Consider the following 20,299-nt stretch of genomic DNA (forward strand, 5'->3'; position numbering starts at 1 on the left):
CATATTGACGGGCGTCTTTGACGTACGTACGATCCGAGCCATGGAGACGACACGCGCCACCCCGACCGCCGAAGAGGACCCGCCCCGCGCCGGCGCCCGCGCCTGGGCCGGGCTGGCCGTCCTGCTGCTGCCCGCCCTGCTGGTGTCGATGGACATCACGGTGCTGTTCGTGGCGGCGCCCGCGCTGGCCGCCGCGCTCGACCCCACCGCCGCGCAATGGCTGTGGATGATGGACGTCTACGGGTTCGTCATGGCGTCCCTGCTGATCGCCATGGGCGGGCTGGGCGACCGGTTCGGCCGCCGCCGTCTGCTGCTGGCCGGGGGCGCCGCCTTCGGCGCGGCCTCCGCGCTGGTCGCCTTCGCCCCCACCGCCGAGCTGCTCATCGCCGGGCGCGTGCTGCTGGGGATCGGCGCGGCCACCCTCGCCCCCTCCACGCTGGCCCTGATCTGCGGGCTCTTCGCGCACCCCGGACAGCGCCGCGCGGCGGTGGGCGCCTGGACGGCCGCCTTCAGCGGCGGCGCCGTGGCCGGGCCCGTCAGCGGCGGCCTGCTGCTGGAGCACTTCTGGTGGGGGTCGGTCTTCCTGATCAACGTGCCGGTGATGGTGCTGCTGCTGGTCGCGGCGCCGCTGCTGGTCCCCGAGTCCCGGGCGCCCGAGGGCGGGGCCTTCGACCTGCCGGGGGCGCTGCTGTCGCTGGCGGCGCTGCTGGGCCTGGTCTTCGCGGTCAAGCACGCCGCCGAATACGGAATGGACGCCCCCGCCTGGCTCGCCCTGGCCGTCGGCCTGGCCGGCGGGGCGCTGTTCGTGCTGCGCCAGCGGCGGGCCGCGCACCCGCTGATCGACCTGGGCCTGTTCGGCAACCCCGCGTTCAGCGCGGCCGTCGCCGCCAACGCGTCGGTCGCGCTGGCCGCCGCCGGGATGGGCTTCCTGGCCTTCACCTACCTGCAAGTGGTGCACGGCCTGAGCCCCTTCCAGGCGGCGCTGTGGGCGCTGCCCACCTTCCTCGGCACCGTCGTCGGCGTGGCCGTGGCGGGGGCGCTGGTCCGGCGGGTGCCGCGCGGGGCGGTGATCGCCACGGGCCTGGCCGTCAGCGCGCTCGGGTTCGCCGCGATCGGGACGGTGGGGCCCACCTCGCCGGTACCGCTGTTCATCGGCGCCTACATCGTGGTCACCCTGGGCGTGGGGGCGGTGGGCTCGCTGGCCAACGACCTGGTGCTGGGATCGGCGCCGCGCGAGCGGGCGGGGGCGGCGTCCGGGGTGGCGGAGACCGCCGTCGAGCTGGGCAACGCACTGGGCATCGCGGTCCTGGGCACCATCGCGGCCACGGTGTACCGGGAGACGATGCGCGACGAGGCCTCGGCGGCCGCGGACGGGGCGGCCGGTCAGACGGTCGCCGCGGCCGCCGAGCAGGCGGCGGCGATGGGCGGGGAAGGCACCGCCCTGCTCGACACCGCCTTCGCGGCGTTCACCGAGGGCATGAACGCCGCGGCCCTGACGGGGGCGGGGGTGATGGCGGCGGTCGCGGTGTTCGCGGCCCTCGCCCTGCGGGGGAGGTGAGGCGCTTGCTCCTCAGGTAGCAGACCGGTTGGGCACCCGCGCACGATGTGCCCGGACCCCCTGCTCCGCGAGGCTCGTCACGGCCATCGACGAACCGGAGCGGAGCAGGAGAGAAGCGATGCCCCCCGTACCGACCCCCCGTACACGCCCGGCGGCGAAGGGCCTGGCCGCCCTCGCCGCCGCGGCCCTTCTCGCGGCTGGGCCCGTCCCCGCCGCCGCGGACGCCGGCACCGCCACGACCGCCGCCCCCGAGCTCACCGCCGCCGACGTCGACGCCTGGCTCGACGACGTGGTGCCGGAGTCGCTGCAGGGGGCCGGGGTCCCCGGCGCGGCGGTCAGCGTCGTCGCCGACGGCGAGCTCCTCACCGCCCGCGGCTACGGCGAGGCCCGCACCGGGGCCGACGGCGGACGCGTGGTCCCCGTCGACCCCGAGGAGACGCTCTTCCGGCCGGGGTCGGTCTCCAAGCTGTTCACCGCGACCGCCGTGATGCGGCTGGTCGAGGAGGGAGAGGTGGACCTGGACACCGACGTGCGGGAGTACCTGGACTTCGACCTGCCCACCCGCTTCGATGAACCGGTCACCCTGCGCCACCTGCTCTCGCACACCGCCGGCTTCGAGGACCGGTTCGCCGGGATGATGCTCCCCGAGGGCCAGGAGCCCGACCTGCGCGCCCACCTGTCCACCGACCCGCCCGAGCAGGTCTACGAGCCCGGCACGGTGCCCTCCTACTCCAACTACGGCAACGCCCTGGCCGGGTACGTCGTGGAGAACGTCAGCGGCACCGCCTTCGAGGACTACGTCGCCCGGGAGGTCCTGGAACCGCTGGGCATGGACTCCTCCACCTTCGAGCAGCCCCTCCCGGGCGCGCTCGAAGAGCGCATGGCGGGCGGATACGCCGACGCCTCGGCTCCGGCGGAGCCCTTCGAGACCATCGCCGACGTGCCCGCGGGCGGGATGACCACCTCGGCGACCGACATGGCGCGGTTCATGCTCGCGCAGCTGGACGCGCTGGAGCCGGGCCGCAACGTTCTGGAGCCGCGGACGCTGGAGCTCATGCAATCGCCGGCCCTGGACGAGTCGTCCCTGGGCGCCCTGGCCGAAGGGCCGCGCATGACGCTGGGCCTCTTCGAGGAGGACCGCAACGGCCGCCGCGTCCTCGGGCACGGCGGCGACACCGCCGTCTTCCATTCGCACCTGACGCTCTACCCCGACGACGGAGTCGGCATCTTCGTCGCCCTCAACGGCGGGGACGCCCTCACCTCCATGGAGGTGCGCGACGCGCTCCGGTCCGGCTTCGCCGACCGCTACCTCCCGGCCGAGGACGCGCAGGAGGCCGCCGTCGAGCCGACCGCCGCCGAGCACGCACAGATGGCGGCGGGTACCTATGAGACGTCGCAGGTCCCGCACAGCACCTTCATGAACGCCATGAGCCCGCTGGGCGCCCAGACGCGCATCACCGCCCGCGAGGACGGCACCATCCTGCTCACCCCGAGCCCGGACACCATGACCCCTGTGGCCTACGAGGAGGTCGCCCCGTGGGTGTGGCAGGAGGTCGACGGTCAGCGCAGGATCGCCATGCGCGTAGAGGACGGCCGTGTGGAGGCGATCGGCTACAACAGCGCCTTCACACTGCTGCCGGTCGCGGCCCACCGGGACTCCGCGCTGACCCTCCCGGTGCTGGCGGCCTCGGCGGCCGTCCTCCTCGCCGCCGCAGTGTCCTGGCCGGTCGGGGCAGTGCTGCGGCGCCGCTCCGGGCGGCCCGCCCGGGACCGCGCCGGGCGCACGGCCCGGGTGCTGACCCGGATCGGCGCCGGGAGCGCACTGGTCGCCCTCGGCGGGTGGACGGCGGCCTTCCTCCAGGTCATGACGTTCGCCCCGATGGCGCAGGACACGCTGAGGGCGGTCCTCGTGGCGCAGCTCATCGGCGTCGCCGGCGTCGTCCCCGCGGCGGTCGTGCTCGTCGGCGACGTCCGCCGCAGGGCCGGGTGGAAGCGGTGCCTGGGCAGCGCCCTCGTGCTGCTCGCCCTGGCCGGGACCGCCTTCTTCGCGGCCGCCCACAGCATGCTCTCCTTCGACCTGACCTACTGACAGGAATGCGACGGCGACACGGCATGATGCCTTCCGTGACCGATGCGCCCCCCGCGCCCCGCCCCCGCGCCTTCGTCCTCCTGGACGACGGACTCGACCGCCTCGGGCTCAGGACGCCCTTCTCCCGCGACTGCGCCCTGGCCGTGGCGATGGCGGCCGTCTCCACCGGACTGCTCTGGGTCTTCTCCGGCGTGCTGGAGAACCGGGAGGGCGTCCACCTGTCCCCGGCGGCCACGGCCCTGCTCGCGCTCCTGGTGTACGGGCAGTCCCTCATGCTGTGCCTGCGGCGCACGCGCCCGGTCCTGTGCGTGGGCGTGGTGGCGTTCACGCACGTGGGGGTCATGTCCCTGATGCCCCCGCACGTGACCGCCCAGGGGCTCGCCCCGTTCATCGCCGCCTACACCTGCGGTGCCCACCTGCCCGCCCGCCGGGCGGTCAGGGTCGTTGCCACCGTGACCGCGGCCACGGCACTGGCCGGAACCCTCGTCACAGGACGCCTCCTGGAGGCCCTGATCGGGGACCGGGCCGTCCCCGTCGCCTTTCCCAGGACCCCGGAGGGCCTCCCGGTCGTGGCGGCCGGCCTGCTCGCCGTGGCCGTCGCCATGTACGGGGGATCGGCGTTCATCGGCTACGTCGTGGCGACCCGGCGCGACTACACCGAGCTGGTACGCCTCCGGGCGGCCGAGGCCGTCCAGCGGCAGGAGGAGAAGGCGGCGAACGCGGTCATGGCCGAACGCGCGCGCATGGCCAGGGAACTGCACGACATCGCCGCCCACCACCTGTCGGGGATGGTGGTGCAGGCCGGAGCGGCCGAACGCCTGGTGGGCCGCGACGACCAGGCGGCGCGGGAGGCGGTGTGCTGGATCCGGACGCAGGGCAAGGAGACGCTGGACGGCCTGCGCCTGGCCGTGGGTGCGCTGCGCGACCCGGGGGAGGAGGCGCCGTCGGAGGCGGGGGCGCCCGTCCCCGGGGCGGACGCCGTCGAGCGGCTCGTCCGGGCCGAGCGCGCCCTGGGGGCGCAGGTCGGCTTCGCCGTCGAGGGTGAACGCCGCGAACTGCCTCCGGTCGCCGACGTGACCGTCTACCGGGTGGCCCAGGAGGCGCTCGCCAACGCGCGGGACCACGCGCCCGGGGCGCGTGTGGACGTCCTGCTGCACTACACCGAGGCGCGGGTCGCGGTCCAGGTGGAGAACGCGGAGCCGGAGCCGGGGCCGCACGGTGGCGGCCGGGGATCCGAGGTGCCGGAGGGCGTCCCGCGCGGAATGGGGCTGATCGGAATGAGGGAGCGGGCGCAGGTGGTCGGGGGCGTGCTGGAGGCCGGGCCGGCGCCCGGCGGAGGCTGGCGGGTCCGGCTGGAGGTGCCGCGGTGATCAGGGTGCTGCTGGTGGACGATCAGAAGGTGGTCCGTGCCGGGTTCCGTGTGATCCTGGACCTGGCCGAGGGCATCGAGGTGGTCGGCGAGTGCGGCGACGGTCCGGAGGCCGTCCGGCAGGCCGCGCTGCTCCGGCCGGACGTGGTCTGCATGGACGTGCGGATGCCGGGCGGGGACGGCCTGGCGGCCACCCGCGAGATCCTCGCCGCCGCTCCGGAGGATCCCCCCGAGATCCTCATCGTCACCACGTTCGACCTGGACGAGTACGTGTTCGGCGCGCTGGAGGCGGGCGCCGCCGGGTTCGTCCTCAAGGACACCGACCCCGACGACCTGGTCGGGGCGGTGCGCCGGCTGGCCGGCGGCTACGGCCTGGTGGACCAGGCGGTCACCCGCCGGGTGATGGCCGAGTTCGCCCGCCGCCGCGCCCCCGCGGCCCCGGACGCGGGGGCGGCGGCCGCGCTCACCGCCCGGGAGACCGAGATCGTGCGCCTGCTCGCCCAGGGCATGTCCAACGCCGAGATCGGTGAGGCGCTGTTCATCGAGACCACCACGGTCAAGTCGCACCTGGGCCGGGCCATGTCCAAGATCGGTACCCGGGACCGGGTGCAGACGGTGGTCTGGGCCTACAAGAACGGGGTGGCACGGTGACGCGGCGCCGCCTTCAGGCTCCGTCGCGGGCCGCGGCGGCGACCTCGCGGACGGCCCGGGCGATGGCGGGGGCGTCCTTCCTGAGGATCGAGCCGTGGGTGCTGGGCACCTTGGCGCTGATGCCGATGTTGGCGTTGCGCTCGGTCACCCCCGGCAGGCTGCTGCGGATGATCTCCTGCTCGTCGCCGTGGCTGCCCAGGGACGCCCCGGAGGCCACGACGTACCGGGTGGGGACGGTGATGGCGTCCAGCACCGGGCCAAGCTCGCTCGCGCGGGCGATCTCACCGAGCTCGATGTTGCTGGCCGCCATCTCCTCGGGGGTCATCCGGGGGACCAGGCCTGTGGGGCGCAGCAGGAAGGCGAAGCGGCCCAATCGCCGGAACGAGGTGCGGATGCGCTCCTTCAGCTCGTCGGTGAGCCAGTCGTAGGGCTGGGCCCCGTCGACCAGGACCGCGCCCAGGGTCCGCTCCGGGTACCGCGAGGCGCGGTGCGCCGCGACGAACGCCCCGTAGGACCAGCCGACGAGGAGGGCGCGCTCAACGCCCCGGGCGTCGAGAACGGCGTCGACGTCGCGCACGGCGGCCTCGAAGGAGTAGTCGGCCGAGAGCCCGGACTTCTTGCCCCGCGCGCGCTCGTCATAGGTGATGTGGCGCCAGCCGGTGCCGAGTTCGGCGATGGTGCGCCGCCAGTAGCCCTGGGTGGCGAACTGGCCGTTGAGGTAGAGCACCGGGGGCCCGGCGCGGCCGGTGTCGGTGACGGCCAGGGCGGTGTCGTCGACCGGCACCATGCCGCTCCATGCGTCCCCCGTCATTCGCAGTACACCTGCACCTTCGCGTCGGGGTCGTCGACGTCGACGGTGACGTCGCCGAGGTGGTCGATCAGCGCCTCCAGGTCCTGCGGCTTGAGCTCGGTGAGGTCGATCGGCACCCCGGCCCTGTCCAGCTCGGCGTTGGCCCGGGCGAGGGCGTGCGGGGGGACCAGGGCCGCCAGCCGGACCCCGGCGCGCAGGAGCTCGAGGGGGACGCGGACGTTGATCCGGCTGTTCCCCTCGCCGCCGTCGGAGGCGTCCACCAGCACCCGCAGGTACTTCGGCCGCGCGGCGGGGCGGCCGTCGTCGAGGGCGGCGATCAGCCGTTCGGCCTCGTCCGCGCCGATCTTCTGCTCGGCGACCATTTCGAGGATCTGCCGTCGTTCTTCGCTCATGTCGTGTCCCTTCGCCTCACTCATCTGATGCTCACGTGGAAGGCGCCGCCGCCCTCCTCGACCTCGAACCGGGTCCCGGGCAGCGCCCACAGCACCCTCCCCGCGGCGGCCAGCGCGCGCGCCGGGCCGACACGGTGGGCCAGGCAGACGGCCGCCCCCGCGAGGACCCCGATCAGCAGGAGCGGTGCGAGCACGACGGCCACCGGTACGACGGGGACGTGCAGTGTCCGCCAGCGCCCGTCGGAGCGCCGCCGCCGCACGGTCACCAGCTGGGGGATCATCGCCCGCCCTCCAGTTCGGCGAGCGCCTCCTCGGCGGTGATCTCCCCCCGCCGCAGGCGGTCGACCACGTCGGCGCGGCTGGGCCCCGGGTCGGTGTCGACGAACTCCAGCTGCCCGGCGATCCGGTTCAGCCGCGCCTTGACCGTCGGATAGCTGATCCCGAAGGTCCGCTCCATCTCCTTGATCGACCCGTGCGCCCGCAGGAACGCCGCGACGAACACCTGGTCCTCGGCGGCGAGCCGGGCGAGCTGAGGGGGCTCGAAGTCGCCCTCGACCGCGATCCCGCTTCCGGTGAGCCGCACCCGCTCCACCGTGAACGGCTCCCCGCGCGTCAGGTCCGTCAACGCCTGCCAGTCCACCCCGGGCCTCCTCGCTCTCGCCGTCTTCGACAACGTCATGTCTATCTTGATTTTATTGAGTCTACAAGGCGGAAACCTTAATTTTCTTAAGTCGACCCTGGACATAGAGAAGGCCCCGGCCGCTCGTGGCGGCCGGGGCCCTCCGGTGCCCCGCGGGGCCTACTTCAGCAGCTGGCGGGCCATCACCATGCGCTGGATCTGGTTGGTGCCCTCGTAGATTTGAGTGTTCAACGAGGTGGTGTTTCGCCACCAGCGGCGGACCTCCGTAGAGGGTGCTTCACCTGCATGAACCTCGCTCACGAGTACCCGTCGTTTCTCGTTGGTTCCCAGTCCCGGACGGAACAGGGACGGAACAGCGGTGGGCTACGACTTCGTGCGTCGGTCACCCGATCGCAAGCGCCAAGACGCCGACCGCTGCGCCCGCAAAACGTGTTGGAAACTTCTGGTGTTCATCTAATCCGACAGCACCGTTTTTCGTACACTCTGGGGGTGGACACCGCCCTCGCGCTCCCTGACGACCCCCTCGCTCCCGCGCCGGCGTCCGGCGGCGGGGCGCTGATCGGCTACGCCCGCGTCTCCACCCGCGAACAGAAGCTCGACCGCCAGCTTCGCGCCCTTGAAACGGCCGGGTGCGCCAAGGTCTTCGCCGACAAGAAGTCGGGGAAGAACGCCCAGCGCCCCGAGCTGAAAGCGTGTCTGGCCTACCTGCGCCCCGGGGACACCCTCGTCGTCCCCGCCCTGGACCGGCTCGCCCGCTCACTCCAGGACCTCATCACCCTCGTAGGCGATCTGCGTCGCGCCGGGGTGGGCTTCCGCTCCTTGCACGAAGCCCTGGACACCACCACACCCGGTGGCAGGCTCGTGTTCCACGTCTTCGCCGCCCTGGCCGAGTTCATCCGCGAAGTCATCGTCGAGGGCACCAAGGAGGGCCTGGACGCCGCCCGCGCCTCCGGCAAGCGCCTGGGCCGACCCCCAGCCATGACCCCGGAGCAGGTCCGCCACGCCCGCGACCTGCTGAGCCGCCCCGACAACTCCGTGGCCTCCATCGCCCGTCTGCTCGGGGTGTCCCGTTCGACCTTGTACAAGCACGTGCCGGAGCTGTCCGGTGGCCGCCGCACCACGTCGATTCCAACCTCTGAGGAGACCCCGATGACGATCATCCCCCCACGCTTCGCCGACGCCACCACCACGCTGGCCGAGGCGGATCAGTGGTGCGATTCGGTGCTCAACGGTGCCACGACACGGCTGTTGCTCTTGGGGCCGATCTGGAGCGGTAAGACCCACCACGCCTACGCCATGATCAAGCGGATTCTGGATGCCGGATACCCGACCAAGGACATCAGCGTGCACGAGTCCTACGACCTCGTCTACAAGAACAGTTACAAGCCGAGGGACTTCGAGGCTGGCACCCCGGTCACCTTCATGGACGACCTCACCGACCGCGTCGACAACAGAGTCGGAATCACTAGGGAACTCGCCGTGGACGATCCCATGGTCCAGTCGGTGATGGCCGCGGGCCAGGGCGCGCTGATCGACGCTGTCGACCGGCTCGTCTCCCGTTCCGACGCTTCCTGGATCGCCTGTGCGTCGGGCAAGGAGGCACTGGCCATCTGCCTGGGAGAGGACGTCGCGGAGAAACTGATCACCAGCGCGCACATGGTGGTCGAACTCCCACCCCGCCCGCTGCCCTGAACCGGCATCCTTCACAAGGACCCGGCCCCGAAAGAACTGAAATGCAGGCACACCAGGACCTACCGATCAGGCACTATCGGACCAGCATCCGGTTCCCGATGGAACCACCGACCCGAGTGGAGTGACCGTGAAGTCGAGCGACTTCTTCGTGACGCGACCCGTTGAGGCGGCCGCTGACAACCCGTTCGCCGATCCGTGGGACCCTCCCCGAGCTCAACGAAGACCTCCTCATCTCGCTTCGCCACGGCCCGATCGAGGGCACCGATGACATCCGTGCAGCGCTGGCGCTACTGGATCTGGTCCGCAGCGAGTTGGAGGCCTTCAGCACCAACAGTGAGGAGGTCCTGACCAACCCAGAGATCGAGAACGCGATCCGGACTCTGGAAGCGATGACGCGCCGCGTGGGCGTGGATCTCAAGGTGCCATTCCGCGACTTCGCCAAGTTTCGCACTTACTGGCTTCGCAACGATGGGTACGGCTCATGGGAGGCACGGCGGCAGATCCTGGACGAGCTGTTCGAGCCGCCCCGTGAACGGCTCATCGCACTCGACGACGCCCGCCTCACCCCGATCCTGCCTGAGCGGTCGCTGGCGAATCTGAAGGATCCAGCCGCGATCCACGAACACCTGCGGCGGATCCAACGCGCCATCGCAGATGACCCGGCACAGGTCCTCGGGAGCGCCAAGGAGCTGATCGAAAGCACGGCCAAGATCGTGCTCGACGCGCGCGGCCTCCCCGTGGACGATCGAGCGGACTTCCCCGCTCTGGTTAAATCCGCACAGCAGGCTCTGAGGCTGCATCCGTCAGCACACGTTCCAGGGCCAGACGGGCACAACGCCGTGAAGCAGATTCTGGGGGCGGCCTCCAACATGGCCAACGCCGTAGGAGAGCTGCGCAACCGCTACGGCACCGGCCACGGGCCCGTAAGTGGCCGGGCGGGGCTCGGCGCCCGTCATGCCCACCTGGCAGTGAACGCGGCGACCACCTGGTGCCAGCTCATGCTCGACACCCTCGCTGACGAGAAAGCGCCCTGGCGCAACCAGACACCAGAGGCTCCAAGCGCCTGAAAAGGGGAAGGGTTAGGCCACTTGGAGTGGCCACCGGCTGTCGAGGCGATTTTTGTCGCGCTGTCGGAGATGGCTGATCTCGATCCCGATCGAACGGTGATCATCCCCAGCGATTACGAGGACGAGCAGGTTGGGTCTGACACTGCACGAGCTGTCCTTCGGATCCTCTGGCAGCGAGCACTTGGTGGGGGAACCTGCGTTCACGCGGGCATGGTTAACTACAGCCCGTTCAGCAGGAGGGAAGATCCCTTTCGGCATGGAACCCTTCTCCTGATGCCCCAGGGCCGCATTCTCGATCCCAGCGCCCTACACGAATTTGCCCGCGGTCGGGAGTACGCCCGTGCCCGAGTGGCCGTCGCGCTGCGCTCGCCCGAGGCCCGCCTGTCGGTGCCGGCCGCCGCGCTCGGGGAAGCTCTCGGTCGACTGCCCTTGGCGGGCCGGGAGCAGCTGCACCGGCTGCTGTCTCAGAACGGGGCGTGGTCCTGGACGAGCTGAACCTGGAGACCACCAGGCGGGTCGGGCAGGCTGGCGAACGCGCGGTCCCACACGCCCGACCTCGACCTGGTGACGGCTCACGTGGCCTTCGTCGCCCGGGTGCGGCTATGGCCGGTGTTGACCAGTAGCCCGCAGACGCTGCTGCGCTTGGACGCGGCCTTGGACGTCGACACCCTTCCTTGAGTGCTCACCGCCGCTTGCGGAACAGCCGTTTTCTGGCATATGGCGCGTGCTCTGCCAGCGCCCGCTTCTCGGCCTCCCGCTGCTGGGCCTGGAGCTTGCGGTGGAGCTCGGCGTTGTCCTCGTGCGCGGCGGCCAACATGGTCTTGGCCAGATCCTTCTCCTTCCGCAGCTCGGCCAGCTCACGGTTCTGTTCAGTGATCGTGTGTTGCATGGCGGCCTGGGTGGCTTTGTGCTCCTCTACCGGGTCCGGCTTCGGGCCGGGATCGGGTTCAGGGGCAGGCTCATCCACAAGGCGGGCGTTGAACCGCCCCCGCTTCCTCCAGCCCGCACCGAGCGGCTTGAAGATCTCCGCCCCCGGTCCGTGGGTACGCAGCTCTTCCAGCGTGGTGACTCCTGCTCTGAAGGAGTTGTGGTCGAAGGAGACCGGCACTGGGGCCGTGCGCACCTGGAGCTGTCGGATGCGGGAGCGCAGTTTCTCCTCCGGCTGGCCGGCCAGGATCACCAGCAGAGCGGGAAACCAGGTGTAGCGTTCCGACCACGCCAGCTCCGGTAGCTCACGGGTCGTGGTCCGGAGCTTCTTGAGGTCCTTGTGGTCGGCGCCGGGCCGATAGCGGTAGTAGCGCCCGTAGGCCGTGACCTTGCTTGCCAGGCGCTGGACCGACTCGGTACCGCGGTCGATCTCCAAGAAGGCGTGGAAGTGCCAGTTGCTGTTCTTGTGCTTCTGGGGCAGGACCGCGTCGATGACGGCGTCGCTGATGATGTGGGTCTCGTTGAAGCTGCGCCTGGGGCGCTGCCCGTCCCTGATGCGGTGGGCGACTTCCGGGGTCCAGTCCCACGGGGTCATCGCGATCCGGTTACTGCGGGCGTGCTCCAAGAAGCAGAGGCCCGCTTCGACGACGTCCAGGGTGTGGCGCTGGAGCGGCCCTTGGGCACGCTTGAGGTCCATCCGGTAGGGACGTTCCTGGACTCCGCCGTGCTGCTGGGCAATGTCGGTGCCGGCCGCGGTGGCGAACCAGACCGAGTCCCCACCGCTGGGTCGGTGCACGCGGTCGGCGAGCCCGGCGTCACGCAGTCCTGCAAGAGCCTTGCGGAGGTACTGCTGCGTAGAAGTGGCGGGCCGGAGCATGCGCTGGAGCTGGGAGGTGAGAACCAGTCGGTGGTGGGACAGAGCGAGGAGGGCACTCTGTTGGAGGGGCGTCAGGCGGAACGAGGGGGCTGTGGAGGCCGAGCGCGATCGGGATGCCATGGGGTCTCTCCGGTTACCAGTACTGGTCTGATGCAGCGGCCAGCCGGGGCGAGGACGGCGAAGTGCCTCAGCGGGAGCGAGGAGGACAGGGGATCATCTCTTCTTCTCTCTATGAGAGAAGAAGAGATGTCGGCGCCCGCCGCGGCGGGCGCTTGCGCTGCCCTGGCGGCGATCCCGTTCCCTACCCATCCGATCGCAACGCGCCACCATGCGCACGTTGCTGCGCGCCCCTGTGCGCGCCGGTCTGCGCAACATGGCGCGTAGACCTCTCTTCGGCCAGCCCTGACGTCCCTTCGGCTGCTCCTTGAATAACGCCGGTGCACCGTCGGCATGTGACAGCGGGGCTCGAATCGCCCTCTGCTGGCAGTGTGTGCCGCCTGGCACGAACGGGATGCACCCTCGCCCACCTTGTGGCGTTATGCGTTCGTGGCAAACGGAAGCCGAGGGCGGCCACTCCCTCGAGGGTGCCCGCACAAACCGCAGAACCCGCAATAGCCACGTTGCCGCTGTTCAGGTGCCCTCAAGCCGGAGCGCGCAGAAACGCCGCAGAAAGCCAGCGTGCTCGCGCAAAAAGCGGCGGCTGGGCGCTCGCGCGCCCCTGGGCCCTCCCTTGTGGCAGCGACGAACGGAGAGGATGAGGACATGGACACCCACGACACCCACCGCGTGATCGCGCACACCAGTACCGAGGCGAGCGCGGTGGCACTGGTCGAGTGGCTCGGCCAGGCAGGCCTGGACGACGCCTACGCGTCTCACCACCCGGCGACCGGGTGGCGGGCCACGGCCCGCACGGGTAATGGCGACCTGGCTTGGGCCGCAGCCCAAGCCATGCTCAGCTCTCGGGGAGTGACTGGCACCAGCGCCGTGCGGGAGGACCAGCCGGACACCGGCCCCAGCACCCCCGATCACTAGAGCCGCTCCGCCTCCTCGCCGTAGCCCCGCCCCCCTGGGGGCCTTTTTGCGTGGTCGCCCGGGGATTTTGCGGACTTCTGCGCTTCCTGCCAAGGGGTGGCGTCTGCGCTGCTAACAGACCCGCACGGCGGATTCTGCGCCTTCTGCGGTTTCTGCGGGTGGGGACGGTTGTGGCCGTTGCCCCCGTCGTCGGGCCAATCCGCCCCGACATGGAGATCGACACATTCTGCGGGGTGGAGCTGTTACACCGACGCGGGGTGGGCGTCGAGGCGCCCGCCCGACGCCGTCAGAAGACCAACGTTTGTTGAAGCCGCCGGCCGAACAAGCAGCGCGCGTTCGCCGCCCCCGGGCAGCAGGGCACGAGCCTGCTCTGAGGGATGCTGGCCTCACACGCGTCTGCGGCCAGCGGCGGCCTGCACGATCCGGGCCGCCTCGACCGCCGACGGCGCCACGGCCAGGGCTTTGACCAGCACCGCCCGCTCGTCCCAGCGCAGGCCGCACAGCACCACAGGCCCGGCCTCCAGGCGCTCCAGCAGCCCCTGGGGGTCTTCCTCGGCGTCGGACGCCCGTAGGCGGGGCGCCCCGCTCAGGGCTTCGGCGCCGAGGGGGCCGCGCGGCGGGAGCGGCACGACCGCGGCCGTCGGCAGCACCGCGTCGGCGGACACGATCGGCGTGATTGCCCCGCGCAGGGACGCGGCGTTGGCGACCAGCGGCAGGGTTCCGGTGATGTTGCGGACCTGGAGCAGGTCGCGGTGGGCCAGCATCAGCGCTGACAGGCGGACGACGTCAGACTCGGGCATGGGGCACTCCTTGGTGGTCAGGAATGTTGGAGTGCCCAGCTTGCGACCGTATGCCCAGGTGAGAGCATCCGGGGTCGAGTGAGTGCGGGATCGCCTGCGGCGCAGGGGATGCAGTGGAGGCATGTGCCCCGGCCGTTGCCCGCTCCCTGTCGTCGGGCCGATCCGCCCCGACATGAAGAAGCTCCGCTCTAGGCTGAACAGTGCGACCTGATCAGGAGAGCGGAGCCATGTCCGATCCTACCCCGCCCCCGTTCGGCCAAGCCGTCCGCGCACTACTCAAAGAACGCCGCATGTCCGTGCGCGAGCTCGCTCGCCGCACCAACTTCGACCACGGCTACCTCTCGCGCGTCCTGTCCGGCAAACAGCCCGTCACCCGGGCGATGGCCGAGCAGATCGACCACGCGCTTCATGCCGACGGCGCCCTTGCCGCCCGAGCCAGCGCGCCCCCGCCCCGCCCCGGGGGCGAGGTCGGCGACATGCTCGCCTTCGCCCGAGCCGCAGGCGCCAGCGACGTCGGTTCAGGCACCGTGGAGATGGTGGCCGCGGCCGTCGACGAGCTGTGCTGCGCCTACCCCACCACACCCGGGCCGGTCCTGCGCGACCAGGCCAAGGGCCTCATGCGCGAAGTGCTGGACCTGCTGGAGCGCCGCAGCACGCTCGCCGAACACCGCGCCCTGCTCGTGGCCGGCGGATGGCTGGCCACCCTGCTCGGCTCGGTCTACTTCGACTGCGGCGACAACACCGCCTCCGAGGCCGCCCGGCGCCTGGCCCGCCAGTTCGGCGAGCAGGCCGACCACGGCGAGATCATCGGCTGGACACATGAGCTCTCGGCCTGGAGCGCACTGAGCTGTGGCCGCTTCCAGGCCGTCGTCGACGAGGCCGAGGCGGGCCGCGCCCGCGCGGGTGCCTCGCACGCGGGCGTTCAGCTGACCATCCAGGAGGCCAAGGCCCGCGCTCGCATGGGCGACTCCGCCTCCCACACGGTGCTGCAGCAGGCCGAGGCGATGCTGCGGGACCTACCGGCCGTCGAGCGGCCCGAGCACCACTTCCGCATCGACCCCGACAAGCTCACCAGCCACGGCGCCACCGCCTACACCTGGCTCGGCTGGAACGACACCGCCGAGGAGTTCGCCCGCGAGATGGCCGAGCGCTACGGCCCCGGCGGCGCCGAGTACCGGCCGATGCGCCTGGCCACCGCCAACATCAACCTCGGCGTCCTCGCGGCCCGCCGCGGCGACCTGGACGAAGCTGTCGCCTTGGGTTCGGCGGCTCTGGAAGGCGAACGCCGCTCCGGCGCCCTGCCCTCCTGGGCGCGCTTCCTTCTCGACGAACTGGCGGCCCGATACCCCAGCGAGCGGCGCGTGACCGACTACCGCGAGCGGCTCTCGCTCGAGTGGTGACTGGTGCTTGTTCGGCAGGCACCACCAGTCGTCTCCCGGGAGAGCTTCAGACGTTTCTAGCCTCCCGTTATGGACACGACGACCTGCGACGACAACCTCCGGGACGCAAAGGACGCCCGCGATCAGGAACTGCTGAACCAGCTCAATGCGGCCTACCACGGCCGGTGGCGGATCTGGCGTTCGGTCGGCGAGGACGGGGCGCCGGCCGCCTGGGTGGCCACGAACATCGGCGTCACCGACGCCGCCCCGACCCTTCACGCCACCACCCCGGAACGACTCCAAGCCGAGCTCGAGTCTCCCCCGGCGCGATGCGCGCGCCGCTTCTCCGGCCTCGGCGGGGTGCACGAATGATGGGGCCGGCCGAGGCGTTCGCGCGCCTGGACGAGCTGAAGGCCGTACACGGACACGCCTGGACCCTGTCCACCGAGCTGACCGGCCGTGAACAACGGCGCCGCTGGATCGCCGAGCGCGCCGGCCAATCCGGAGCGCAGACCGTCCGTGCGAAGACCGTGGACGAGCTGGCAGAGGCGCTTCGTTTCCACACGGCGCTCGACCTGGTCCGCGAGTCCCACGGCGACGTCTGGGAGGTGAGTTGCGAGCTCCGCGACGAAGGAGTCCCGCGCTGGGCGTGGGCTCACCGCCGCACCCGGATATCTCGTCCTGGTGCCTGGAACGTGGTCCGTGCCCCGTCGCCCGAGGGACTCGGAGAACGGATGGCCGAAGCAGCGCTCCGGGAACGCCCGGACTCCGTCGTCTAGTACTCGGACAACTCCTCGCCGGGCTCCCACTCCCGCCAGGCCGCGTACTGAGTGACCAGCGAGAAGACCGCGGCTCCGACCGCACCAAGCGCCATGTACCCCAGCACCTGGCCGACCGAGGCGAAGGAGAGCTCCAGATCAGTCCGCCCTGTCCATCCCAACCAGAGGAACAGGCCGCCCACCGCGAATGCCACGGTCAAGGGCCACCCCACTCCGATGCGCACGTAGTCGAGGAACGGAGGCTGACCTTCGCTGACGCTAAAACCACCGAGGTATCGCCCAAGCCGATTGCCCTGCGTCTTCGTCCGCACGGTCCCGGACTCGCGCGCCGGGTGGCCGGAGACGCTGACGCCGGTCGGGACCACCTCACCGAGGTGCCACTCGACGTACTCGGCGATGCGTTCGCAGAACGCCTTGTCGGTGTCCTCCAGCTCGGAGTCGAGGGTGACGACCAGCGGCGGGACCTCCACCGAGAAGCCAGAGAAGTCGACCTGACGGTGAAAGCGCACTGCCCCTCCCTCTCCCTGCGATCCTCCAGAAATGTAGTCCGCGAGGCACGCCACGTCACTAGGACCGGGGCCCTTCTCGACAACGTCTCCGAACCTAGACTGGTGCGCACCACTTGAAGCGTGAGCCAGAGGGCGGTGGATGGGCGAGAAGACCGACCGAGTCGAGCGTTCGATCCGGAACCTGATCACCTCGGGCGACCTGGGGCCGGGAGGCCGGCTCCCGTCCGAGCGGGCCCTGGCCCAGGACCTCGAAGCGGGGCGCACGACCATCCGCCTGGTCCTGATGCGCCTGACGACTGAAGGAGTCATCCGCAGCGAGCACGGCCGCGGATACTTCGTGAACTCCGAGAGCGGTGAGACCGAGTGACCGAACCCGACAAGGACCTTCCCCAGTGGAAGATCCACGGCGAGCGGGTCATCTACGACAACAAGTGGGTCCAGCTCACGCTGATGGACATCGAGCCGCCGGGCACCCCGCGCTTCGAGCACCACGTCGTGCGTCTGCACCATGTGGCGATCGCGGCGGTGGTCGACGACCAGGACCGCGTCCTCATGCTCCGGCGGTACCGCTTCGTCCCGGACAAGTGGGGCTGGGAGCTTCCCGGCGGCATCATCGATCCCGGCGAGGACCCGGCCGGCGCCGCCGCCCGCGAGGTCGAGGAGGAGACCGGCTGGCGGCCGACCGCGGGCCTCAAGCACCTCACGACCTTTCAGCCGATGGTCGGCATGGTCGACTCCCCTCACGACGTCCTGGTCGGGCGCGGAGCCGAACGCGTCTCCGACGCTCCCACCGACGGCGAGGAGGCCGGGACCGTCGCGTGGATCCCGCTCGACGACGTCCCCGGCCTGATCGAACGGGACCAGGTGCTCGGCTCCGGCACCCTCGTCGGTCTCCTCCAGATCATGGCCATGGGAATCCCTGGCGAGGCGGTCACAGAAGGCCGTTGAGCTGGTCGATCCGCCTGCGGTGGCGGACCGATCCCGTGCGGTTGGCCAGCAGCCGGGCCTTCTGCAGCTGCGTCATGGCCTCCGCATACTCCTTCCGCACGAGGTGGGCGTGAGCGAGGTTGCTCCTCACGCCCGCCTCCGCTCGCGTGAAGGTCGGGTCCATGCTCTCCAAAACGCCGTAGAGGTCCGTGACCGCCTGGTCGTCCCCGAGCAGCGCGAGCGAGTTCCCCCGCCAGCGCGTCAGGTGGTCCGAGGTCAGGAAGATGCTCGGCATATCGGGGTCGCGCAGCAGGTCGTCCGTTGGCATCACGCCGTCCGCCTGCGCGAGTCGTTCGTGACATGCGGCGACGTCACCGTTCAGCGCTTGGAACTCGGCTTCCGCCGCGAGCAACCACGCCATGAGCCGCGGTGACACCCTGCCCTCGGCCTGGCGCACCGCCTCCTGTACGAGCTGGAGGGCGACTTCCGGCTTCCCCGAGTCCGCGAGGACGTAGGCCTGCTCCCCCATTGCGTGCACGAGGAACTTCGGCTGTTCGGCCTCGCGGGCGGAGGTCTTGGCGAGCTCATAGTGCCGCCACGCCCGTTCGATGGCCCCGACGTCGAGCGCCTGCCAGGCAGCAAGCGAAGAGGCCCCGGCCAGGGCTTCAGCGATCGGGCGGCGATCCTGAGGAAGCACGGCGAAGGTCAGCGCCTCATTGAGCGTCTTGATGTGCGCTCCCATTTGGTCGACCAGCTGGGCGGCACCCATCTGCCGGTCGACGGTCCTCAGCAGCTCGGTCTGGCTGTTGAGCGTCTCCACCACCGTCTTCCCGACGGTCTGAGCGCTTTCGAGGCGTTCGACCAGTTCGTCGTAGCCGTCGACCGCGGCCCTCCTCGGCGCCGACTCGGGGAACAGCTCATCGTCGGTCATCCCGAGAACGGCGCGAAGGATCTCCTTGTACGGGGAGGAGACTGAGCGACGTCCGTTCTCCCACTCGGAGACGTAGACCTTGAGGCTGCTCTTCGAGGCCACAGCCAGCGCCTTCGACGCGGCGCGCTGTTGGATCTCCTTGATCAGGCGTTCCTGGGACCACCCTCGGGCTTTGCGCGCGTTCCGAATCCGCTCGCTCACTCCACACAGCCCTCCGTCGCTCGCGCCCCGACCACCGCTTGGACGTTATTGCAGGTGAAAGCGGGTTAACTGTCGCCGGTTAACCCCTGTTGGCTTTCGGTCCGACTGTTTCGCAGCACATCCTAGGACCGTCTCACCGAGCAGTTCCGAGCAGCACCAGGCACCAGTGCACACGAGGAGGTGACCATGCCGAACAGCAGCGCCGGGAAGCAGCAGGCCGTTCTCCCCCGGGGCGATCGCGTCGAGGGTGTCCGCCACGAGGGCGCGTTCCAGATCTCCCCGGAGAAGAGGGCCCACCGCTCCTCTACGGCTATCGCGCTTCCAGCTCAGCGACCCGCTTTGAGAGCTGTTCGACCTGCCCCTGGAGCTCCCCGAGCCTCTTCACGACCCCCTCGAGGCCTTGTTCGTCGCGGTCTTCTTCGGGACGCGCCAGCACATAGCTGCCTCGTCCCTGCTCGGAGGCAACGAGCCCTTCCTCCCGAAGGACCCGGATCGCAGAGGCGACCGTATTGCGCGCCGCCTTGTACTCCTCGGCGAGGACTTTCCCCGAGGGCAGTGGGCCTCCCACCGGATACTCACCCGAGGCGATTCGTTTCCGCAGGTCATCAGCGATTCGAATATAGGGAGTACTGCTCGCCGCGCGTGTAGCCATGACCTAAGGCTACTGGCTCACCTTCATTAAGTCACCCAAGCAACCAACCCCTTCATGCTTGACATGCTCAACATGACTGCGTATGTTGAGCATCAGTTGGACACGGCCGGGCGCCGTAGAACCCGAGGAGGACGCGATGACCGCCACCGCGAACCACAAGCGCAAGGCCGTTCTCGCCGAGATCGCTCGCGAGGAGCTCGTCCGCCTCGTCTACGGCCCGATCACCAACGAGCAGGACCGCGCCAAGCTCGCCGAGCTGGCCGACGCCGCCGGGGTCCGCCTGGAGGACGTGCTTCCGGCCAGCGGGGAGCCCGGCCACGACCCGCGCACCCACCGCCCGGCCGCCACGGCCCCCGAGCCCGCCGAGCCGGAGCGCACCGAGCCGCGCGAGCCCTCCCAGGAGGAGTTCGACGAGCTGGCCGAGGACGTCGAGGAGCTGGAGACCCAGAGCATGGTCGCCGCCTACGCCTCCGACGTCGCCGAGCTGCTCGACACCGACATGGACGAGGCCGAGGCCATCGTCCGCGGCTGGGGCACCGCTTCCCGCCCCGGCATTGTCGCCTTCCTCCTGGCCCACGGCTCCGAGTGGGCCCGCCTGCAGCTGGTCACCGAACTGGCTGCCTGACCAGCACGAACACCCAGTACCGCCGATACGACAGGAGAAGTGTGCCGTGAACAGCCCGATCGCCACCGCCACCGACCGGACGCGCGCCCTGGCGGCCGCCGCCCTGATCGCCAGCCCCGACCACCGCACCCGGGTGGCCGCGGAAGCGGTCCACGGCCGCATCGCCTGCCGCGCGTCGTGCCCCTGCGGGTGGGACGCAATCCGCCCCAACCCCGAGGAGGCCGAGCTGGAGGCCGCCGTCCACCGCTTGGACCCGGCCGCGTGGCGCCAGGCCGACCGCTCCGAGGCCATCGCCGCCGGAGGCGACGAGTTCTGGGAGACGGACCCGGCCGACCTTCCCAGCTTCCGGACGGAGGCCGCCTGACCCGCCACCTGCCCGCATCCGCCCTGG

Annotated in this window: 25 protein-coding genes; 15 read left to right on the top strand and 10 right to left on the bottom strand. The window is 70.7% G+C overall.

The window, feature by feature from the left end; all coding sequences use genetic code 11:
- Positions 1 to 40 precede the first annotated feature (40 nt).
- The 4 genes from O4J56_RS06715 to O4J56_RS06730 all read left to right on the top strand — a co-directional run bounded on the left by O4J56_RS06715 (position 41) and on the right by O4J56_RS06730 (position 5,667).
- On the top strand, positions 41 to 1,558 hold the full coding sequence (locus O4J56_RS06715; RefSeq protein WP_270684399.1) for an MFS transporter: 1,518 nt from the start codon (positions 41 to 43) through the stop codon (positions 1,556 to 1,558).
- Between the two features lie 118 nt (positions 1,559 to 1,676).
- Entirely contained in the window at positions 1,677 to 3,647 is a 1,971-nt protein-coding gene (locus tag O4J56_RS06720) for a serine hydrolase domain-containing protein (protein WP_270684400.1), read from the top strand.
- A gap of 26 nt (positions 3,648 to 3,673) precedes the next feature.
- Positions 3,674 to 5,017, top strand: coding sequence for a sensor histidine kinase (locus O4J56_RS06725; protein WP_408639092.1), 1,344 nt, complete (start codon positions 3,674 to 3,676; stop codon positions 5,015 to 5,017).
- Entirely contained in the window at positions 5,014 to 5,667 is a 654-nt protein-coding gene (locus O4J56_RS06730; RefSeq protein WP_270684404.1) for a response regulator transcription factor, read from the top strand. Before O4J56_RS06725 ends, O4J56_RS06730 begins: the two co-directional genes overlap by 4 nt.
- A 13-nt stretch (positions 5,668 to 5,680) precedes the next feature.
- On the opposite strand, the gene O4J56_RS06735 is transcribed toward O4J56_RS06730, so the two are convergent.
- From O4J56_RS06735 to O4J56_RS06755, 5 genes are all read right to left on the bottom strand, one after another.
- Positions 5,681 to 6,478: an alpha/beta fold hydrolase gene (locus O4J56_RS06735; protein WP_270684405.1), complete on the bottom strand. Its 798-nt coding sequence runs from the start codon at positions 6,476 to 6,478 to the stop codon at positions 5,681 to 5,683.
- Entirely contained in the window at positions 6,475 to 6,870 is a 396-nt protein-coding gene (locus tag O4J56_RS06740) for an SHOCT-like domain-containing protein (protein WP_270684406.1), read from the bottom strand. The genes O4J56_RS06735 and O4J56_RS06740 overlap by 4 nt, the downstream gene beginning before the upstream one ends.
- A 20-nt stretch (positions 6,871 to 6,890) precedes the next feature.
- A complete protein-coding gene (locus tag O4J56_RS06745; RefSeq protein WP_270684407.1) occupies positions 6,891 to 7,151 on the bottom strand; it encodes a hypothetical protein in 261 nt (86 codons plus the stop codon).
- Entirely contained in the window at positions 7,148 to 7,549 is a 402-nt protein-coding gene (locus O4J56_RS06750) for a DUF2089 domain-containing protein (RefSeq protein WP_270684408.1), read from the bottom strand. Before O4J56_RS06750 ends, O4J56_RS06745 begins: the two co-directional genes overlap by 4 nt.
- A 120-nt stretch (positions 7,550 to 7,669) precedes the next feature.
- Positions 7,670 to 7,810: an acyl-CoA dehydrogenase family protein gene (locus O4J56_RS06755; protein WP_270684409.1), complete on the bottom strand. Its 141-nt coding sequence runs from the start codon at positions 7,808 to 7,810 to the stop codon at positions 7,670 to 7,672.
- A 189-nt stretch (positions 7,811 to 7,999) separates the two neighbouring features.
- Between O4J56_RS06755 and O4J56_RS32200 the strand changes: the two genes are divergently transcribed.
- From O4J56_RS32200 to O4J56_RS06770, 3 genes are all read left to right on the top strand, one after another.
- Entirely contained in the window at positions 8,000 to 9,202 is a 1,203-nt protein-coding gene (locus tag O4J56_RS32200; protein WP_270684410.1) for a recombinase family protein, read from the top strand.
- 161 nt (positions 9,203 to 9,363) lie between these two features.
- Positions 9,364 to 10,269: an abortive infection family protein gene (locus O4J56_RS06765; RefSeq protein WP_270684411.1), complete on the top strand. Its 906-nt coding sequence runs from the start codon at positions 9,364 to 9,366 to the stop codon at positions 10,267 to 10,269.
- Between the two features lie 21 nt (positions 10,270 to 10,290).
- Entirely contained in the window at positions 10,291 to 10,764 is a 474-nt protein-coding gene (locus tag O4J56_RS06770) for a hypothetical protein (RefSeq protein ID WP_270684414.1), read from the top strand.
- Positions 10,765 to 10,951: 187 nt separating this feature from the next.
- Here the strand turns inward: O4J56_RS06770 and O4J56_RS06775 are convergent, their stop codons facing one another.
- Complete coding sequence (locus O4J56_RS06775) at positions 10,952 to 12,193, bottom strand: replication-relaxation family protein (protein WP_270684415.1); 1,242 nt, start codon at positions 12,191 to 12,193, stop codon at positions 10,952 to 10,954.
- Positions 12,194 to 12,835: 642 nt separating this feature from the next.
- On the opposite strand from O4J56_RS06775, the gene O4J56_RS06780 reads away from it, so the two are divergent.
- Positions 12,836 to 13,105 carry a hypothetical protein gene (locus O4J56_RS06780; protein WP_270684416.1) on the top strand — a complete coding sequence of 90 codons (270 nt, stop codon included), beginning with the start codon at positions 12,836 to 12,838 and terminating at the stop codon, positions 13,103 to 13,105.
- Between the two features lie 386 nt (positions 13,106 to 13,491).
- Here O4J56_RS06780 and O4J56_RS06785 read toward each other — a convergent pair whose 3' ends face one another.
- Positions 13,492 to 13,905: a hypothetical protein gene (locus tag O4J56_RS06785; RefSeq protein WP_270684418.1), complete on the bottom strand. Its 414-nt coding sequence runs from the start codon at positions 13,903 to 13,905 to the stop codon at positions 13,492 to 13,494.
- A 227-nt stretch (positions 13,906 to 14,132) separates the two neighbouring features.
- Here O4J56_RS06785 and O4J56_RS06790 point away from each other — a divergent pair, with 227 nt between their 5' ends.
- The 3 genes from O4J56_RS06790 (at position 14,133) to O4J56_RS06800 (ending at position 16,063) form a co-directional block, all read left to right on the top strand.
- Positions 14,133 to 15,305, top strand: a complete 1,173-nt coding sequence (locus tag O4J56_RS06790) for a helix-turn-helix domain-containing protein (protein ID WP_270684420.1) — start codon at positions 14,133 to 14,135, stop codon at positions 15,303 to 15,305.
- A 69-nt stretch (positions 15,306 to 15,374) separates the two neighbouring features.
- Complete coding sequence (locus tag O4J56_RS06795) at positions 15,375 to 15,656, top strand: hypothetical protein (protein WP_270684421.1); 282 nt, start codon at positions 15,375 to 15,377, stop codon at positions 15,654 to 15,656.
- Positions 15,653 to 16,063: a hypothetical protein gene (locus O4J56_RS06800; RefSeq protein WP_270684422.1), complete on the top strand. Its 411-nt coding sequence runs from the start codon at positions 15,653 to 15,655 to the stop codon at positions 16,061 to 16,063. Before O4J56_RS06795 ends, O4J56_RS06800 begins: the two co-directional genes overlap by 4 nt.
- Here the strand turns inward: O4J56_RS06800 and O4J56_RS06805 are convergent.
- Positions 16,060 to 16,572 (bottom strand): hypothetical protein, encoded by a 513-nt coding sequence (locus tag O4J56_RS06805; protein ID WP_270684424.1) that lies wholly within the window; start codon positions 16,570 to 16,572, stop codon positions 16,060 to 16,062. The two genes, O4J56_RS06800 and O4J56_RS06805, sit on opposite strands and share 4 nt — an antisense overlap.
- A gap of 139 nt (positions 16,573 to 16,711) precedes the next feature.
- Here O4J56_RS06805 and O4J56_RS06810 point away from each other — a divergent pair, with 139 nt between their 5' ends.
- Together O4J56_RS06810 and O4J56_RS06815 are read left to right on the top strand one after the other, a co-directional pair.
- Positions 16,712 to 16,939, top strand: a complete 228-nt coding sequence (locus O4J56_RS06810; protein ID WP_270684425.1) for a winged helix-turn-helix domain-containing protein — start codon at positions 16,712 to 16,714, stop codon at positions 16,937 to 16,939.
- A complete protein-coding gene (locus O4J56_RS06815) occupies positions 16,936 to 17,520 on the top strand; it encodes an NUDIX hydrolase (protein ID WP_270684426.1) in 585 nt (194 codons plus the stop codon). Before O4J56_RS06810 ends, O4J56_RS06815 begins: the two co-directional genes overlap by 4 nt.
- On the opposite strand, the gene O4J56_RS06820 is transcribed toward O4J56_RS06815, so the two are convergent.
- Together O4J56_RS06820 and O4J56_RS06825 are read right to left on the bottom strand one after the other, a co-directional pair.
- Positions 17,504 to 18,631: a helix-turn-helix domain-containing protein gene (locus O4J56_RS06820; protein ID WP_270684428.1), complete on the bottom strand. Its 1,128-nt coding sequence runs from the start codon at positions 18,629 to 18,631 to the stop codon at positions 17,504 to 17,506. The two genes, O4J56_RS06815 and O4J56_RS06820, sit on opposite strands and share 17 nt — an antisense overlap.
- Before the next feature lie 310 nt (positions 18,632 to 18,941).
- The gene (locus O4J56_RS06825) at positions 18,942 to 19,283 is read right to left on the bottom strand and encodes a GntR family transcriptional regulator (RefSeq protein WP_270684429.1); all 342 of its coding nucleotides are present in this window, start codon (positions 19,281 to 19,283) and stop codon (positions 18,942 to 18,944) included.
- 136 nt (positions 19,284 to 19,419) lie between these two features.
- Between O4J56_RS06825 and O4J56_RS06830 the strand changes: the two genes are divergently transcribed.
- On the top strand, positions 19,420 to 19,908 hold the full coding sequence (locus tag O4J56_RS06830; RefSeq protein WP_270684430.1) for a hypothetical protein: 489 nt from the start codon (positions 19,420 to 19,422) through the stop codon (positions 19,906 to 19,908).
- Positions 19,909 to 19,954: 46 nt separating this feature from the next.
- Positions 19,955 to 20,272, top strand: coding sequence for a hypothetical protein (locus O4J56_RS06835; RefSeq protein WP_270684432.1), 318 nt, complete (start codon positions 19,955 to 19,957; stop codon positions 20,270 to 20,272).
- Positions 20,273 to 20,299 lie beyond the last annotated feature (27 nt).

Origin of the sequence: Nocardiopsis endophytica (genome assembly GCF_027706725.1) — a bacterium.
GTDB classification, from domain to species: Bacteria; Actinomycetota; Actinomycetes; order Streptosporangiales; family Streptosporangiaceae; genus Nocardiopsis_A; species Nocardiopsis_A endophytica.

Excerpts from the sequence above, each read along its gene's own strand:
- O4J56_RS06715 (WP_270684399.1), top strand. The coding sequence starts at position 41 with ATGGAGACGACACGCGCCACCCCGACCGCCGAAGAGGACCCGCCCCGC.
- O4J56_RS06720 (WP_270684400.1), top strand. The coding sequence starts at position 1,677 with ATGCCCCCCGTACCGACCCCCCGTACACGCCCGGCGGCGAAGGGCCTG.
- O4J56_RS06725 (WP_408639092.1), top strand. The coding sequence starts at position 3,674 with ATGCCTTCCGTGACCGATGCGCCCCCCGCGCCCCGCCCCCGCGCCTTC.
- O4J56_RS06735 (WP_270684405.1), bottom strand. The coding sequence starts at position 6,478 with ATGACGGGGGACGCATGGAGCGGCATGGTGCCGGTCGACGACACCGCC.
- O4J56_RS06740 (WP_270684406.1), bottom strand. The coding sequence starts at position 6,870 with ATGAGCGAAGAACGACGGCAGATCCTCGAAATGGTCGCCGAGCAGAAG.
- O4J56_RS06745 (WP_270684407.1), bottom strand. The coding sequence starts at position 7,151 with ATGATCCCCCAGCTGGTGACCGTGCGGCGGCGGCGCTCCGACGGGCGC.
- O4J56_RS06750 (WP_270684408.1), bottom strand. The coding sequence starts at position 7,549 with ATGACGTTGTCGAAGACGGCGAGAGCGAGGAGGCCCGGGGTGGACTGG.
- O4J56_RS06775 (WP_270684415.1), bottom strand. The coding sequence starts at position 12,193 with ATGGCATCCCGATCGCGCTCGGCCTCCACAGCCCCCTCGTTCCGCCTG.
- O4J56_RS06780 (WP_270684416.1), top strand. The coding sequence starts at position 12,836 with ATGGACACCCACGACACCCACCGCGTGATCGCGCACACCAGTACCGAG.
- O4J56_RS06785 (WP_270684418.1), bottom strand. The coding sequence starts at position 13,905 with ATGCCCGAGTCTGACGTCGTCCGCCTGTCAGCGCTGATGCTGGCCCAC.
- O4J56_RS06790 (WP_270684420.1), top strand. The coding sequence starts at position 14,133 with ATGTCCGATCCTACCCCGCCCCCGTTCGGCCAAGCCGTCCGCGCACTA.
- O4J56_RS06795 (WP_270684421.1), top strand. The coding sequence starts at position 15,375 with ATGGACACGACGACCTGCGACGACAACCTCCGGGACGCAAAGGACGCC.
- O4J56_RS06800 (WP_270684422.1), top strand. The coding sequence starts at position 15,653 with ATGATGGGGCCGGCCGAGGCGTTCGCGCGCCTGGACGAGCTGAAGGCC.
- O4J56_RS06810 (WP_270684425.1), top strand. The coding sequence starts at position 16,712 with ATGGGCGAGAAGACCGACCGAGTCGAGCGTTCGATCCGGAACCTGATC.
- O4J56_RS06825 (WP_270684429.1), bottom strand. The coding sequence starts at position 19,283 with ATGGCTACACGCGCGGCGAGCAGTACTCCCTATATTCGAATCGCTGAT.
- O4J56_RS06830 (WP_270684430.1), top strand. The coding sequence starts at position 19,420 with ATGACCGCCACCGCGAACCACAAGCGCAAGGCCGTTCTCGCCGAGATC.